The 16,376-nt window shown below is 36.5% G+C and carries 11 protein-coding genes; 6 read left to right on the top strand and 5 right to left on the bottom strand.

Annotated elements, in window-relative coordinates; translation table 11 throughout:
• The first annotated feature begins 200 nt into the window (after positions 1-200).
• Genes BC781_RS07650 through BC781_RS07640 form a run of 3 tightly spaced genes read left to right on the top strand, consistent with a single transcriptional unit; the run spans position 201 to position 3,801 of the window.
• Positions 201-1,526: an O-acetylhomoserine aminocarboxypropyltransferase/cysteine synthase family protein gene (locus BC781_RS07650; protein ID WP_109616654.1), complete on the top strand. Its 1,326-nt coding sequence runs from the start codon at positions 201-203 to the stop codon at positions 1,524-1,526.
• 51 nt (positions 1,527-1,577) lie between these two features.
• Positions 1,578-2,630, top strand: a complete 1,053-nt coding sequence (gene metX / locus BC781_RS07645; RefSeq protein ID WP_109616653.1) for a homoserine O-acetyltransferase MetX — start codon at positions 1,578-1,580, stop codon at positions 2,628-2,630.
• Complete coding sequence (locus BC781_RS07640; protein WP_109616652.1) at positions 2,614-3,801, top strand: homoserine dehydrogenase; 1,188 nt, start codon at positions 2,614-2,616, stop codon at positions 3,799-3,801. The genes metX and BC781_RS07640 overlap by 17 nt, the downstream gene beginning before the upstream one ends.
• A gap of 55 nt (positions 3,802-3,856) precedes the next feature.
• Here the strand turns inward: BC781_RS07640 and BC781_RS07635 are convergent, their stop codons facing one another.
• Positions 3,857-4,066 carry a hypothetical protein gene (locus BC781_RS07635; protein WP_109616651.1) on the bottom strand — a complete coding sequence of 70 codons (210 nt, stop codon included), beginning with the start codon at positions 4,064-4,066 and terminating at the stop codon, positions 3,857-3,859.
• Between the two features lie 321 nt (positions 4,067-4,387).
• On the opposite strand from BC781_RS07635, the gene BC781_RS07630 reads away from it, so the two are divergent.
• Positions 4,388-4,900 (top strand): hypothetical protein, encoded by a 513-nt coding sequence (locus tag BC781_RS07630; RefSeq protein WP_109616650.1) that lies wholly within the window; start codon positions 4,388-4,390, stop codon positions 4,898-4,900.
• Positions 4,901-4,991: 91 nt separating this feature from the next.
• Here BC781_RS07630 and BC781_RS07625 read toward each other — a convergent pair whose 3' ends face one another.
• Positions 4,992-5,699 (bottom strand): TlpA family protein disulfide reductase, encoded by a 708-nt coding sequence (locus tag BC781_RS07625; RefSeq protein ID WP_109616649.1) that lies wholly within the window; start codon positions 5,697-5,699, stop codon positions 4,992-4,994.
• A 293-nt stretch (positions 5,700-5,992) separates the two neighbouring features.
• Here BC781_RS07625 and BC781_RS07620 point away from each other — a divergent pair, with 293 nt between their 5' ends.
• Entirely contained in the window at positions 5,993-7,570 is a 1,578-nt protein-coding gene (locus tag BC781_RS07620; RefSeq protein ID WP_109616648.1) for an NAD(P)/FAD-dependent oxidoreductase, read from the top strand.
• 68 nt (positions 7,571-7,638) lie between these two features.
• Here the strand turns inward: BC781_RS07620 and BC781_RS07615 are convergent, their stop codons facing one another.
• From BC781_RS07615 to BC781_RS07605, 3 genes are all read right to left on the bottom strand, one after another.
• Positions 7,639-8,481, bottom strand: a complete 843-nt coding sequence (locus tag BC781_RS07615; RefSeq protein WP_109616647.1) for a hypothetical protein — start codon at positions 8,479-8,481, stop codon at positions 7,639-7,641.
• Between the two features lie 225 nt (positions 8,482-8,706).
• Positions 8,707-11,112 carry a TonB-dependent receptor gene (locus BC781_RS07610; protein ID WP_109616646.1) on the bottom strand — a complete coding sequence of 802 codons (2,406 nt, stop codon included), beginning with the start codon at positions 11,110-11,112 and terminating at the stop codon, positions 8,707-8,709.
• 474 nt (positions 11,113-11,586) lie between these two features.
• Positions 11,587-12,231, bottom strand: a complete 645-nt coding sequence (locus tag BC781_RS07605; RefSeq protein ID WP_109616645.1) for a response regulator — start codon at positions 12,229-12,231, stop codon at positions 11,587-11,589.
• A gap of 260 nt (positions 12,232-12,491) precedes the next feature.
• Here BC781_RS07605 and purL point away from each other — a divergent pair, with 260 nt between their 5' ends.
• The gene (gene purL, locus BC781_RS07600; protein ID WP_109616644.1) at positions 12,492-16,172 is read left to right on the top strand and encodes a phosphoribosylformylglycinamidine synthase; all 3,681 of its coding nucleotides are present in this window, start codon (positions 12,492-12,494) and stop codon (positions 16,170-16,172) included.
• Positions 16,173-16,376: the final 204 nt, after the last annotated feature.

Below are 16,376 nucleotides of genomic sequence, written 5' to 3'. Positions count from 1 at the left end.
AAGTACCGAATGCGCTTGCGAATGCGAATGTGCTAGTCACATACATACCCTTTCTAAAATTCCCTATTCTATTCGATTAATAGCTAGAATAATCATATACAATTTGCTGTATATCACATCGGCATATCTGTATCTGGGAATTCTCGACACATCTGTGTCAACCTATTTTCTTATTTAACACCTTCAAAATCATTACTACTATGTCAAATGCAAGTTTACATTTCGATACTTTACAAGTACACGCAGGTCAAGATATAGACCCTACTACAGGATCAAGAGCTGTGCCTATTTATCAGACGACTTCATACGGGTTTAAGGATGCCGACCATGGTGCTAACTTATTTGCACTGAAGGAATTCGGGAATATCTATACTCGTATCATGAACCCAACTACGGATGTTTTTGAAAAAAGAATTGCTGCCCTAGAAGGTGGCGTAGCTGCTGTAGCTGTCGCTTCAGGACAAGCTGCCCAGTTCATTGCATTAAATAACTTATGCCAAGCAGGTGATAATATCGTTAGCTCGACTTACCTCTATGGCGGAACTTACAATCAATTCAAAATTGCTTTTCAACGTTTAGGAATTGAAGTCAACTTTGTTGATGGTGATCAACCTCAAGCTTTTGATGAAGCAATTAATGAAAAGACAAAAGCAATTTACCTTGAAACCATCGGGAACCCAGGTTTCAATATTCCAGATTTTGAAAAAATAGCAGCGATAGCCAAAAAGCATGATATTCCATTAGTTGTGGATAATACTTTTGGTGCAGGAGGTTATTTATTCAAGCCGCTACAACACGGCGCTAATATCGTAACTGCTTCTGCTACCAAGTGGATTGGTGGCCATGGAACCTCGATTGGCGGTGTAATCGTAGATGGGGGAAATTATAATTGGGGAAATGGAAAATTCCCTCAATTCTCGGAACCTTCAGAGGGCTATCATGGATTGAATTTTTGGGAGACTTTCGGTTCTGAAAGTCCTTTTGGAAACATTGCGTTTGCAATCCGTGCAAGAGTAGAGGGCTTAAGAGATTTTGGACCATCACTTAGTCCTTTCAACTCATTCCAACTATTACAAGGTTTAGAGACTCTTTCTTTGAGAGTGGACAGACATGTGAGCAATGCGCTAAAGTTAGCGGAGTGGTTGGATGAAAAAGGAATTGTTGCTAAAGTAAATTACCCTGGATTGAAAGATAATCCTCACCATGAGTTGGCTAAGAAATACTTAACCAATGGATTTGGTGCAGTACTTTCTTTTGAATTGAAAGGCGGGTTAGAAGAAGCTAAGACATTTGTAAACTCTTTGGAATTAGTGAGTCATTTGGCAAATGTAGGGGATGCTAAAACATTAATTATTCATCCGGCTTCAACGACTCACCAACAATTGAGTGAAGAAGAACAAGCTGCCGCAGGTGTAACTCCAGCATTGTTGAGAGTATCTGTAGGTATTGAACATATTGAAGATATCAAATCTGATTTTGAAAAAGCATTTGCAGCCGCATTTGCTAATGAAGAACTAGCAGTCTAAACAAAACCAAGGCAGTCCTTCGGGACTGCTTTTCAACATTTACACAGAATTATGCACACACAAGTCTTTACATATCAGCAGGAATTTGAACTGGAGTCGGGAGAAATACTTCCTGAATTTCAATTGGAATACCAAACCGCAGGTAAAATCAATGAAGATGGCTCAAATATTATTTGGGCTTGTCATGCTTTAACTGGAAATGCCGATGTCATGGACTGGTGGAGTGGTTTGTTTGGGGATAATAAAATCTTTAATCCAGACGAACATTTCATTATTTGTGCAAATGTGTTGGGTTCTTGTTACGGTTCTACAGGACCACTTTCAGTAAATCCTAGAACTAATAAACCTTATTATCATTCTTTTCCAAGTATCACAATTCGTGATATGGTCAATGCGCTAGATCTCCTGAGAGTAGATTTGGGGATTTCAAAGATTCATACTTTAATAGGTGGTTCTTTAGGAGGACAACAAGCTTTAGAGTGGGCAGTAAAACACCCTACTTTAGCTGAGAATCTGATCATCGTAGCTTCAAATGCAAAACATTCTCCTTGGGGAATTGCATTTAATGAAACACAAAGAATAGCCATTAATGCAGACCCAACTTGGAAAGAAGAAAGAGATGATGCAGGGATTAATGGCTTGATAGCCGCACGTTCAATTGCGATGCTTTCATATAGAAATTATGAGACTTATGAAACTACACAAATGGATGATGATGAAGATAAGGTTAATAACTTTAGAGCTTCTAGCTATCAGCAATATCAAGGAGAAAAATTGACAAAACGTTTTAATGCCTATTCTTACTGGACTCTCTCTAAGGCAATGGATAGTCATAACTTAGGAAGAAACAGAGGAGGATTGAAAGAAGCATTGAAACTTATCAAATCATATACGCAAGTAATAGGGGTAAATACAGATGTATTATTCCCAGTTTCCGAGCAACGATTTATCGCAAGATATGTCGAAAATGTAACCTATGAAGAAATCAATTCCACTTATGGGCACGATGGCTTCTTGGTCGAATTTAATAAACTAGCAAAGGCGATCGATGCCTTCTTTAAACAAAAGAATAGAAAGAAATTGATTTATGACACGGGATGTTAAAATAGGACTTTTTGGTTTTGGATGCGTAGGGCAAGGACTTTATGATGTATTAAATAACAGTAAGAACTTCCGTGCCGACATCAGTAAAATTGTGGTAAAGAATAAAGACAAAGAACGTCCTTTACCTTCAAAATATTTCTCATTTGATAAAGATGAGGTACTCAAAAACCCTGAAATCAACCTTATTACAGAGTTGATTGATGATGTTGATCAAGCTTACGACATTGTAACGAATGCCCTTAAGAATGGGAAAAATGTAGTAAGTGCGAATAAAAAGATGATCGCAGAAAACTTGGAAGAGTTAGTCAGCCTTCAAAAAGAATATGATACTTCTCTTCTATATGAAGCTTCAGCTTGTGCAAGTATTCCAATCATCCGTACACTGGAGGAGTATTATGATAATGAGCTTCTTTATAGTGTAAGAGGTATTTTTAATGGTTCCTCTAATTTCATCTTATCAAAGATGTTTAATGAAGGATTGGAGTACCAAGATGTGTTGAAAGAAGCGCAAGATTTAGGTTTTGCTGAAACTGATCCAACATTAGATGTAGGAGGTTTTGATGCAAAATACAAACTAGTAATCATCATCTGTCACTCATACGGTTTGTTTGTTGATCCTAAGGAGATTTTCAATTATGGTATTCAAAATCTGACTGCTTTTGATATGCAATATGCAAAAGAGAAAGGTTTGAAAATCAAGCAAATTGCGAGAGTATATAAAACACCAGAAGACGAAGTTGTTGGATACGTAATGCCTCAATTTGTGAAACCAACAGATGACCTCTATAAAGTAGATAACGAATACAATGGTGTAGTAGTTGAAGCGGCTTTCTCTGATAAGCAATTTTTCAAAGGAAAAGGAGCAGGAGGACACCCAACAGGTTCAGCGGTACTTTCAGATATTTCTGCAAATCGTTATGATTACAAATACGAATACCGAAAACGTAAAACGGATGCATTTATGCGTTTTACAAATGATGCTACTTTGGATGTGTATTTTAGATATGATAAAGGAGTTGCTTTAGATGAAAGTAAGTTCATAGAAATAAATGAGCGATACCAAGGAGCTGAGAATGCTTTTGTTATTGGTAAAGTAAACTTAGCTGATTTTAAAGAAGACGAATACTTCCATCAGAAAGGAACATTTGCAATAGAGCTACCAGTTGAATAGTAGCTTTTAATCGAAAAAAGGGACAAAGATTTTAGTGATCTTTGTCCCTTTTTTATTAGACTTTTTCTAATTGAGAAGGATAGAAGTCTGCATTTGTAGCATCATCGTCAAATGTAACATTGATGCGACCAAACTTACTTACTTTGATATACTTGTTGAATTGGTGAGAGAAAATGTCAACAAGCTCTTTTCCGTAAACGACTTTTACTTGTCCAAGACGATCGTCTTGTGAATGTACTTTGATTTTATCTCCTACTTTGAACATATCTATAGTTATTTATTGGTAATAGTTTACTAGTTTAAACGAGTACTGTTGATATTTGTTTTAAAACAAGATGATTTTTGTCATAAAAATATTTCAAACCTTCATTTCGGAGGAGAAACCTTAAATGATTGACTCTCAAAGTAACATTTAAGTTTATGCTTCAAATAGTTCATTCCTTTTGAACACAATTAGCTCAAACATGATATTGATCTGTTTGGGCTTTTTTATTGTTTATAAGGTGTTCATATGAATGATTTAAAAATGTAGGAGTATCTATCTCTATTGATTTTGATTCTCAAGTAGTAATAAACCCAAGATATTATGAAGAAATATATCAACTTATCTTTTCTAGCAAGTTTTTTTGTAGCATTAATATTAGCTTCATGTAGTAGTGGTACAAATCAATCTAGTGAGGCTAATGCACACAATGAGATGATGGCTTATCATCAGAAAATGATCAAAGCTCATGCTGATATGGTGCAGAGTCATAAAGATATGATTAAACAACATGATGCTATGAAAGAAGAGCATGAAGCTGTTGCAAAACCTGTGAATGAGGAACATGTTCAAATGGAGGCTCAGCATGATGAAACAATCAATGAGCATAAAGATGTGATGAAAGCTCATGATGAGTTAATTGCAAAGCATCAAAAGTTAGCTGATCAGCATGCATCGGGTGAGATTGATGATGAAACTATGAAAACAGAACATGAAAAGATGAAAACGGATCATGATCGGATGAATCAAGAACATCAACAATCTGAAAAAGAGCATGAAATGATTATTGAAGATCATAAACAAATGCTAGAAGATCATGCTGAAGAAGAGAAGTAGTAAGATTAAAAACTGAATAAGGTAATTTTTAAATTTAACCCTAGTTTCTATTATTAGAAACTAGGGTTAAATTTAATGTTTATTGTGTGACTTAAAGTGTTGCTTGATCAATCAAATTTTGTATTTCATTGATCATCCTTTTTTCAGCTTTTTCTCCATGGATACCACCTTTAAATGCGATTATTTCACCGTCTTTATCAAGGAAAATAATTTCAGGCATGCCATCTATAAATAGTCCTTTTGTAATGAATTTTCTAGCATCAACCACATGATCAAAGTTGAACTCTCTTTTCTTTAAGAATTCTCTTACCTTTTTTGAACTGTTGTGGGTGACAGCAATAAAGTTTACTTGATCTTTGAACTGATTTTTGATTCTGTTTAGAGCAGGCATTTCTTGAATACATGGAGCGCAGCTTGTGAACCAAAAATTCATAACAGTTGGTTTCCCTTTCAAGTCTTCCAGTTTTAGCTCAGAACCATCTAAACGCTTTAAAGAAGTGAAAGGAATAGTTTGTCCAATTAAATTGTCTTGTGAATAATCAACTTCAAAGTCATCTTTCAAGCGCCATAGTCCCGAGAAATTATATGATAAACTTAAAATGGTCGTGTCACCTGTGACTTTTTCTTCTACAGCTTTGTAGTTCATTCTCATCCCAAACCGATCTTCGACTTCGTCACGATGAAATTCTAATTGTTCTTTTTTTAGTAGTTCTTTAGAGCTAGGCACTTTGTAAAGAGTCGTTTGGGAAAAGACATAGCTACTTAGTAGAGAGAGTGTAATAGTAAATAGTAGTTTCATAAGATTAAAAATTTGAGTTTCTGAATGACACTAAATATAGTTTCAAATAAAGTTAATTGTCTAAGTTTAAAGATAAATTAAAAATAGAATAAATCAATTTTTCTTGTGACAAAAAGTATTTGTGTAAAGTGCTGATACTTATTGATTACTTCGTACTTATTTATCAAGAATTCCTAAGTAGAAAGACAGAAAAGGCAATAGGTTCAAAGGCTTTTCTTAACTTTGCATATTCTTTAGGTCTTTAAGGTGATGAGAGACACTAAGGAGCACAGATACAGAAGGATTAAAGAACAATGAAAAAGAATATAAATTGTACAGTATCTCCTAACATTGCTTTTGATGAGCAGAAGTTTCGAGAGTTTACACTCAAGAAATTAAAACTGACAGATTCTGAGGAAGTATATGTTCGTATGACAAGGCGATCTGTCGATGCCAGAACTAAGAATATTAAGGTTAATACAGCCGCTGAGGTTTTTATTAACGAAGAGCCAAGTAATCCGTTAAGCTACGATAAAGCATATAAAGATGTCAGAGATAGCAAAAGAGCTATCATTGTTGGAGCGGGACCTGGAGGATTATTTGCTGCTTTAAGATTTTTAGAATTGGGAGTCAAGCCAATTATCTTGGAACGTGGTAAGGATGTGAGAGCTCGAAGAAGAGATTTGGCAGCCATAAATAAGGATAATGTAGTAAACCCAGATTCGAATTATTGTTTTGGAGAAGGTGGGGCAGGTACGTATTCAGATGGTAAACTTTATACGCGTTCGAAAAAAAGAGGTGACTTCAGACGTATTCTTGAGATTTTTGTAGCTCATGGAGCAGATGAAAAAATCTTGGTTGATGCACATCCACATATCGGAACAAATAAGCTACCGAAAGTAATTGCTGAAATCAGAGAGAGTATCATTGAAGCGGGTGGTGAAATTCATTTCGATTCAAGAGTAGTTGATATTCTACTAGAGAAAGACCAAGTAAAGGGTGTGCGTACGCAAAATGGATTTACCTATGAAGGTGATACAATTATTTTAGCAACAGGACACTCTGCTAGAGATATTTTTGAGCTTTTGGCAGAAAAGAAAATTGAAATAGAAACGAAGCCTTTTGCTCTTGGTGTTCGTATTGAGCATCCTCAACCACTTATTGATAGCATTCAGTACCATGGAGGAAGAGATAGAGGACCATATTTGCCAGCAGCTGCTTATTCTTTAGTAAGTCAAGTTAGATTTGAAGGAAAGGAAAAAGGTGTATTTTCTTTCTGTATGTGCCCAGGAGGGTTTATTGTTCCTTCTGCTACAGCTCAAGATGAGATTGTAGTAAACGGTATGTCTCCTTCAAGACGAGATTCTAAATATGCCAATTCAGGTATTGTAGTTTCCGTAGATCATGAAGACTTCAAACCCTATGTAAAAGAACATGGAGTTTTGGCAGGGATGGCTTTCCAAAGAGCGATTGAGCATAAAGCGTGGTTGAGTTCAGACAAAACTCAAGTAGCTCCTGCACAACGTTTAGCTGATTTTGTAAATGATAAAGTTTCCAATTCTCTAAATGAAACTTCATATCAACCAGGTTTGAATTCTATTGATATGAGAGAAGTTTTACCTCCACAGGTAGCACACCGTTTGAAATACGGATTCAAATCATTTGGTAGAAAAATGAAGGGTTATCTTACAAATGAAGCTCAACTGATTGGTATCGAGAGTAGGACATCATCTCCTGTTCGTATTCCAAGAGATAGGGAAAGCTATCAGCATACACAAATTAAAGGACTATTTCCTTGTGGTGAAGGTGCTGGTTATGCTGGTGGTATTGCTTCAGCTGCAATGGATGGTGAAAAATGTGCAGAAAAAGCGTTCGAGCAGTTTTATGTATAAAATGATTATATGAAAAATATATAAGCCTCAGACTATTTTTAGTTTGAGGCTTTTTTCTTGTAAAGAATTTAGTTGCTATAAAACTGCATATTTATAGAAGAGAAGATCTGAAAGGCAGGTTGTCCAACTCCGTCATGTAAAATTGTGTACTGAGGTTCAATAAAAATATTGAATACTGTTTTTCCCATTTTTACAACTTTTCCAGCTCCAATTCCTAATGGTACACTAAAGTCATTAGTCTCAAGGTTAAATTGCCAAATGGGTGCTCCTCTTATATAGTTACCTTGTCCTAATTGCAGAAAAGTAAAGGGCTGAACAGCTAAGAAGTTTACATCTTGATTCGGATTGTTGTCTCCCACCTCTGTTCTCCAAATGATTAATCCACCTGTCTGAAGTTGTGCACTTATTACCTTAAATACAACAAATGCTGCTCCTAGTTGCCACTCGTCTGGTGCTAGTTTATCTGAAGATGCAGTAGGGAATAAAACTGAAGGACCAATACCAATAGTTAAGTCTGGTTTACTCACAGCTAAGTAAGCTGCAAATAAATCGATTTCACCAAACCCTGATCGTGTTATTCCATCACCTACACTAGATGAATTATAATTAGAGATTGAAGTGAAAGGGAAACTTGCTCTCCATAGAACTCTACCTGTAGGCATTGCAGCTCTAACTACAAATGAGTTTGCTTGAGATGGATCAGGTAAGCCATATAATCTTGAGATATAATTATTCTGCAAATTTAATGCTCTTACATCAGCCAAAGGGTTATTTGCTTGAGCCTTTTTGAGTGCGGCTTTTTCTGCTTCAGTTTTATCATCTTGAGCAAATACTTCGGTTTGAAAGAAAAGAAATGTGAGTGTTGTGATGAAACAAATTTGGAAGAAACTATTTGAGCGGAATTTAATCATGGTTGTGTCTTAAAAACAGGCTTTTTAAGTGAAAACTGTCATTACAATTCTAATAGTTATTTCTTCTGTATTGGGATATTTAGTTCAAACTCAATTCTAAAACATTAAATGTTACAATCAGAAAGCTTTTTCTTGTAAATAGAGTATTCGATTATAAAAAAACACCCAAGCCTAAGAAGGCAAGGGTGTACATATAACATATTACATTATGAAGCTCGAATGGGTTTAGAGTTCGATAATTACTCCAATAGATGGTTGAAGTAAACCGTTCTCATTTTCTAAATATTTTGGTACATAATTTCCATTGCCGTCAACGAGATTGTTGCCATTCTCATCTGTTGCCATAATTAAAGTAGGTTGTCCTTTTGACTTGAAGTTGTAGATGTTCTGAATGTCTAAGAACATGCTCAAACTCCATTTGTCAAAGAAGTATTTTTTATCTACACGGATGTCCAATTGGTGGTAAGCATCTAAACGCTCAGAGTTTACTCTTGAATAATCTAGAATTGCTCTTTTCTGTGTGTTCCAAATTTCAGGATTGATTGATGCTTGCTCATCGTATGGTGTGTAAGGGTTTCCACCAGAGTATAGCCATCTACCTCCAATTTCCCATCCTTTACCAAGTTTTTTACCAGAAGTAATACTTACGATGTGTCTGTTATCCCAAGAAGATGGCGCAAAGTTGCCATCAGCATCGGTAAACTCACTTCTAACATAAGTATAAGCCAAGATTCCGTAGAAGCCTCTGAAGAACTTTTGTTGTACTAAGAATTCAAGACCATAACTTCTTCCTTCAGAAGCTGAAAGAACTTCTTCATTTCCAATCACACCAAAGTCTCCACCAAGGTTTGCCAATGAAACCTGATTTGCAACTGAGAATGGATAGTTGTCATATTTTTTATGGAAACCTTCAAGAGATGCTCTGAAGTTTTTAGAATCTACTTTGTATTCAATTCCACCGACAACATGTCTGTTTTTGATGTAAGTAAGGTCATTTTCTCTATTTACAAATTCTCCATCAGCTTTGTATCCCAATACCGTATAAGGTGGTAATTGGTAGTAAATACCTGTATTGAAGTTCAAACTCCATCTCGGATGTAAATCATAAGAAGCTGAGAATCTTGGAGAGAATTGGTCGAACATGTTCTCCATTGAAGAAGAGTAGTCGTTACCATCAGCCCTGAAACCTACAGATAAGCTTAATTTATTGAAGAATTTCTTACCAATATTGGCAAATACACCCCATTTATTAAGATCTAACTCACTAGAGAATTGCGTAGGAACTACTTCTCCAAGCTCAGGATTGTAGATTCTTGTATCTGTAGCATTTGTATATTTTGCTAACTCGTAATTTACACCATAACTCAAGTTGAAATTCTTAGGAAGGTAAGTGATCGCTTCCCAACGTAGTTTGTTTTCTATTTCTTGAGAGGTATAATCTAAAGTTTTTGGTAAACTCTCATCGTTGTTTTCATGCTTGAACTGATCATTGTTAAGCATATTTCTACTTACTACAAAGGTATGAGTAGTGTTTTCGCCAAAGTGTTCCCACTTAGCTCCAATAGTATAGTTCCACTGAGTCTGAACAGGAATGTAGTCTAAGATATATTTATTGCTCTCGTAATCTTCAGCTGTAGGATCACTAACAGCATCCTCATTTAGACTAAAGTCGTCAATAGCACCAAGACCAATGATTGAGATTTTGTTTTTCTTATTAATCTTGTGTGTGTACTTAAACTGGAAGTCGTTGTAAGTAGGAAGGAATGGCAGTCCAAGTGCACTAAATAAGAATTGTAGATAAGAACGTCTCGCAGAGAAAATTAATGATGAATTTTGAGAAATAGGACCATCTAGCGTAACGCCAAAGTCCGATGTTCCTAATACAAGGTTTGTAGCCCAGTTGTCTGATCTACCTTCTTTTTGTTTGAATTCCATTACGGAAGAAAGTGCATTTCCTCTTGATACTGGGAATGCTCCAGAGTAAAAGTCTACATTTTGGATAAAATCAACGTTGATCATTCCTACAGGTCCACCCGAAGCTCCTTGAGTGGCAAAGTGATTGATATTGGGAACTTCAATTCCGTCTAGGTAAAAACGGTTTTCATTAGGAGATCCACCACGGATCAAAATGTCATTTCTAAATGCTGCTGTAGAAGCCACACCAGGTAGTGATCGAATCACTCTTGATATATCTCGGTTACCTCCAGGATTCTTTTTTACTTCACTAGCTCCGATTGTTCTTACAGAAACAGGGCTTTCTTCGGTTTTTAGGAAGCCTGTAGCTCTAACTTCAACCTCTTCTAATTCACTAATACTTGGTTTAAGTTGTATGTCTGCAATAGCAGAACGAGCATTGGTTACTTCAATCTCGAAAATTGTGATAGGATCATATCCAACATATGACACTTCAATATTGTAAAGTCCGGGTTTTAGGTTTTTAATTTCATAATACCCGTCCATGTTTGTTGAAGCTCCTCTCGTTTCTCCTTGAATGACTACATTCACGAAAGGAAGTTTTTCATTTGAGCTTTTATCACTTACAGTACCCTTTATGATACCGTTTTGAGCAAAAGATGTGATTGGTGTTAAAAATACAGAGAAAAGAAAAAGCACAAAAAACTGATTCTTCATGTTTATTACTTGTTTAGATTTTGTTTGCATTTATTAAACATTACAACTTTAAACTGCAAATGTATTTAAATGTTTAGTCGTGCGTGAAATAATTTTTATTTTTTTTCAGAGAGGCTTGTGAATGATTGCAAAAAGAAAAACCACACCCATCGGGTGTGGTATTTGTTATTCTGAGTATGAAACTGTTCTGGCATCCAGTTATAATTCAGTTCCTATCTCCCAACCACTTTCTGTTGAAGACACTCTTGAGACACATTTAAGAGTATTCGAAAGTAAAATAGGTTAACTATCTAAGGCTAAATCAAGACTTCTTTCCTGTAGAGAAAGGTTTTTTTAATTGGTTTTAGGTTTTGAAAGTGGTTTTAGCTTTTTAGCTATTACAAAAGTAGGGGATAGGAGCTGAGGATATATGCGTATTATGCCTATTTTCAGAAATAGGTATTTTACCTAGAAGTTGAAAAACTCGGAATAGTGTTAAAAGAGGTCTTGAAAAATACCATTTCGGATAGCAAATAAGACTAAGCCCGCAACATTTTTAGATTGCGTCTTTTCTAACAGATTTCGTTTGTGGGCATCTACGGTACGAGGACTGATAAATAACTCTTCAGCAATTTCTTTATTTGTCTTTTCTTCTAAAATCAGTCTAAGAATTTCCATTTCTCTTTGAGTGATGTCAATTTCTGTAGCTTGACTAGATTTTTTTTGTTTTAAACTCTGAATAACAATTTGAGTAATTTCAGGGGTATAATAGTTATCACCTTCATAAACAGTTTGGATCGCTTTAATCAATTCGTTTCTGCTACAATTCTTTAAAATGTACCCGTGTACACCGGCTTCAATCATTTGCTTTACGGTCTGGCTGTCGTTTAGCATAGAAAGGGCTATTACTTTTGTGTCTATTTTACTCTCTGCAATTTTCTTCATGGTCGTTATACCGTCCATATTTTTCATATTTACATCTAATAAAACGATATCAACCACTTCTTTTTCGAGTAACAAGAAACCCTGAATCCCATCAGAAGCCTCTCCGATAACATTGATGCCTTCAGCGTCAGATAAATAAAGTTTTATACCGTCTCTCACTATCCGATGATCATCTATTAGTGCAATATTAATCATAGCCTTTGTTTAATTTTGAGGTGGAATTGCTTGGGAAAATAAAATTTTATCTCAATAGGGGTTGAAAAAATAGTCGGATAAAACTTTTTTTTTTATAAAAGTGAAATAAGGCATTAAAATAAGCCCATAATATTCGATTTTTTGTGCATTTTATTAGGTGATGGTTCGAATAAAATCATAGATTTGCAGCGCAAAGTTTATGTTGTAGCATTTCTAAAACTTCTGGCTACACATTTATTTAATCTTTTCAAGAAATCACAATGATTTTATTCTATCAAGGCACTCATGAAAACTTCTTTGTTGTAGATGCACACAAAGAGTTGAAGGATCAGGAATTGTTGAAGCTAAAATGGCTTTTTGGTGAAGCAGAGCAAGTTTCAGCTGAAAGTATCGATGGATTTTTCATCGGTCCAAGAAAAGAAATGTTGACTCCTTGGAGTACAAATGCAGTGGAGATCACGCAAAACATGGGACTTGAAGGGATTGTTAGAATTGAAGAGTTTACAAAAGTAGACTCGGATAAAACAGACTTTGATCCTATGCTTCAAGCAATGTATGAAGGCTTGGATCAGACGGTTTTTTTAATTGAAAAAGAGCCAGAGCCAGTTCTAGCTATTGAAGACATTGCCTCATACAACAAAAAAGAAGGCTTAGCCCTTAGTGATGAGGAAATCACTTATTTGGATAGCGTAGCTGAGCGTATCGGACGAAAACTAACAGACTCTGAGGTGTTCGGTTTCTCTCAAGTAAACTCTGAACACTGTCGTCACAAAATCTTCAACGGAGTATTCGTAATTGATGGAGAGGAAAAACCAACTTCTCTTTTCAAACTAATCCGTAAAACTTCTGAGACGAATCCTAATCGTCTAGTTTCTGCTTATAAAGATAACGTAGCATTTATCGAAGGACCAAAAGCAGAGCAATTTGCTCCAGCTTCCCACGATAAAGCTGATTTCTTTGAGACTAAAGAAATTGAAACCGTAATTTCTTTGAAAGCTGAAACACATAACTTCCCTACAACAGTAGAACCTTTCAACGGAGCAGCAACTGGTTCGGGTGGAGAAATCCGTGATCGTATGGCTGGTGGTAAAGCTTCTGTTCCTTTGGCAGGTACTGCAGTTTATATGACTTCGTATTCTCGTTTGGAAGAAGGTCGTCGTTGGGAAAACAACATGGAAGAAAGACCATGGTTATACCAAACACCAATGGAAATCTTGATCAAAGCATCAAATGGTGCATCAGATTTCGGTAACAAATTTGGTCAGCCTTTGATCTGTGGTTCAGTTCTTACTTTTGAGCATATGGAAAATGCGAAGAAGTACGGTTTTGACAAAGTGATTATGATGGCAGGTGGTGTTGGTTTCGGTAAGAAATCTGACGCTTTGAAAAACACGCCAGAACCAGGAGATAAAATCGTGGTAATGGGTGGTGATAACTATCGTATTGGTATGGGCGGTGGAGCCGTTTCTTCAGTAGATACAGGCGAGTTTGAGTCTGCTGTAGAATTGAATGCAGTTCAACGTTCTAACCCAGAAATGCAAAAGAGAGTTAGCAACGCTGTTCGTGCAATGGCTGAAGCAGATGAAAACCTAATTGTTTCTATCCACGATCACGGTGCAGGTGGACACTTGAACTGTCTTTCTGAGCTTGTAGAAGATACAGGAGGAACAATTGATTTAAGATCATTACCAGTGGGAGATCCTACACTTTCTGGAAAAGAAATCGTAGGTAACGAATCTCAAGAGCGTATGGGATTGGTAATGAAAGCTGAGAATGTAGACAAATTGAAAGCAATCGCAGAGCGTGAGCGTGCTCCTATGTATGTAGTAGGAGAGGTGACTGGTGATATGCATTTCAAATTTGAAGATAAAACAGGAGCGCAAAACCCTATCGACTGGAAACTGTCAGATATGTTCGGTAATCCTCCTAAAACGATCATGAATGATGCTTCTAAAGATGAAAAATTCGAAGAAGTAGCATATGATAAAGCTAAAATCTACGAATACCTAGAAGATGTTCTTCAGTTAGAAGCTGTAGCTTCAAAAGATTGGTTGACAAACAAAGTTGACCGTTCGGTAACTGGTCGTGTAGCACAGCAACAATGTGTGGGTGAGCTTCAATTGCCACTTTCAGATGTTTCTGCAATGGCTATCGATTACAGAGGAACTGGTGGTATTGCAACTTCTGTTGGTCATGCACCTGTTGCGGCTATGATTGATCCTGCTGCAGGTTCAAGAATGGCTATCGCTGAAGCATTGACTAACCTTGTTTTTGCTCCAATCGATGATAAATTGGCAGGGGTTTCACTTTCAGCAAACTGGATGTGGCCTTGTAAAAACGAAGGCGAAGATGCGCGTTTGTATAAAGCTGTTGAAGCTGTTTCTGATTTTGCATGTGAATTAGGAATCAATATCCCAACGGGTAAAGATTCACTTTCAATGACTCAGAAATATGAAGGTGATACGGTTTATTCTCCGGGTACAGTGATCATTTCATCAGTAGGTGAAGTAACTGACCTTAAGAAAATCGTTACTCCAGATGCAAAAGAAGGAGCTACATTAGTTTATGTAGATTTCTCACAAGACGGATTTAAACTTGGCGGTTCTTCATTCGCTCAAGTTGTAAATAAAATTGGTCAAGAAGTTCCGACAGTAAATAGTGCTGCTTATTTCAAATCGGCATTCAATACTGTTCAAGCTTTGATCGAGGAAGGAAATGTAGTGGCTGGTCACGATATCTCAGCAGGTGGTTTGATTACTGCTTTGTTGGAAATGTGTTTCCCATCTACAAACGTAGGTATGGAGCTTGATCTTTCAGAAATGGGAGAAGCTGATATCATCAAATTGTTATTTGCTGAAAAAGCGGGTATCGTACTTCAAGTGAATGATGTGAAAGCTACTGAAGCGGCTCTTTCTGCAAATGGCGTTGACTTTACAGTAATTGGTAAAGCTGTTGCTTCTGACGATGTGAAAATTGCATTGAATGGTGAGACGCTTGACTTCAACATCCCAATGCTTCGTGATACTTGGTTCAAAACATCTTATTTCCTTGACCAACAACAATCAGGTGAAGAGAAAGCAAGAGAGCGTTTTGATAACTACAAGCACCAAGCACTTCACTATACTTTCCCAGAAGGATTCTCTGGTAAGTTGAAAGATTTGGGCATTGATCCTGATCGTAAAACGAAAACAGGTGCTAAAGCAGCTATTATTCGTGAAAAAGGAGTAAATGGTGATCGTGAGATGGCTTACTCTTTACACCTTGCAGGATTTGATGTAAAAGACGTTCATATGACAGATTTGATCTCTGGTAGAGAAGACTTGTCAGATGTAAACATGATTGTCTTTGTAGGTGGATTCTCGAACTCAGATGTTCTTGGTTCAGCAAAAGGTTGGGCTGGAGCCTTCTTGTTCAATGAGAAAGCTAAAGCAGCACTAGACAACTTCTATGCTCGTCCTGATACATTGAGTTTGGGTGTATGTAACGGTTGTCAAGTTATGGTAGAGCTTGGTTTGGTAACGCCAGACCATGATGAGAAGCCTAAGATGTTACATAACGAATCGTACAAATTCGAGTCTAATTTCTTGAACATGGAAATCCCAGAAAATAATTCTGTGATGTTCAATTCATTGAGTGGTACTCGTCTAGGTGTTTGGATTGCACACGGTGAAGGTAAATTCCAATTGCCAAAAGAGGCTAGCGAATACAACATTGTTGGTACTTATGGTTATGAAGCATATCCTGCAAACCCTAACGGTTCTGACTACAATGCAGCAGCTCTTTGTTCGGCAGACGGACGTCACTTGGTAATGATGCCACACTTGGAAAGAGCAATCTTCCCTTGGAACTGGGCACATTATCCATCAGATAGACAAGATGAAGTTTCTCCATGGATCGAAGCATTCGTAAATGCTCGTAAATGGGTGGAAGCTCAAAAATAAATTTAGATTCTCTTTGAGTCTTAAGGCAAGTCAATTTTTATTGACTTGCCTTTTTTGTGAATTATACATAATAAGCTGTAATGAAAACTAGTAATGAGTTCATTTTCAGTATTTTTGTCTTTGAAATAGAATGAACTACGTTCATCTTTACTTTGATCTACTAGTGTTGTGTTATTAACCTTTTTAAGGATTTTTTATCGGTTA

The sequence above is a fragment of the Sediminitomix flava genome (assembly GCF_003149185.1).
GTDB classification, from domain to species: Bacteria; Bacteroidota; Bacteroidia; order Cytophagales; family Flammeovirgaceae; genus Sediminitomix; species Sediminitomix flava.
This window is presented reverse-complemented; position numbering and strand designations above follow the sequence as displayed.

Coding starts and splice junctions, on each gene's coding strand:
- BC781_RS07650 (WP_109616654.1), top strand. CDS start 201: ATGTCAAATGCAAGTTTACATTTCGATACTTTACAAGTACACGCAGGT.
- BC781_RS07640 (WP_109616652.1), top strand. CDS start 2,614: ATGACACGGGATGTTAAAATAGGACTTTTTGGTTTTGGATGCGTAGGG.
- BC781_RS07630 (WP_109616650.1), top strand. CDS start 4,388: ATGAAGAAATATATCAACTTATCTTTTCTAGCAAGTTTTTTTGTAGCA.
- purL (WP_109616644.1), top strand. CDS start 12,492: ATGATTTTATTCTATCAAGGCACTCATGAAAACTTCTTTGTTGTAGAT.
- BC781_RS07635 (WP_109616651.1), bottom strand. CDS start 4,066: ATGTTCAAAGTAGGAGATAAAATCAAAGTACATTCACAAGACGATCGT.
- BC781_RS07615 (WP_109616647.1), bottom strand. CDS start 8,481: ATGATTAAATTCCGCTCAAATAGTTTCTTCCAAATTTGTTTCATCACA.
- metX (WP_109616653.1), top strand. CDS start 1,578: ATGCACACACAAGTCTTTACATATCAGCAGGAATTTGAACTGGAGTCG.
- BC781_RS07620 (WP_109616648.1), top strand. CDS start 5,993: ATGAAAAAGAATATAAATTGTACAGTATCTCCTAACATTGCTTTTGAT.
- BC781_RS07610 (WP_109616646.1), bottom strand. CDS start 11,112: ATGAAGAATCAGTTTTTTGTGCTTTTTCTTTTCTCTGTATTTTTAACA.
- BC781_RS07605 (WP_109616645.1), bottom strand. CDS start 12,231: ATGATTAATATTGCACTAATAGATGATCATCGGATAGTGAGAGACGGT.
- BC781_RS07625 (WP_109616649.1), bottom strand. CDS start 5,699: ATGAAACTACTATTTACTATTACACTCTCTCTACTAAGTAGCTATGTC.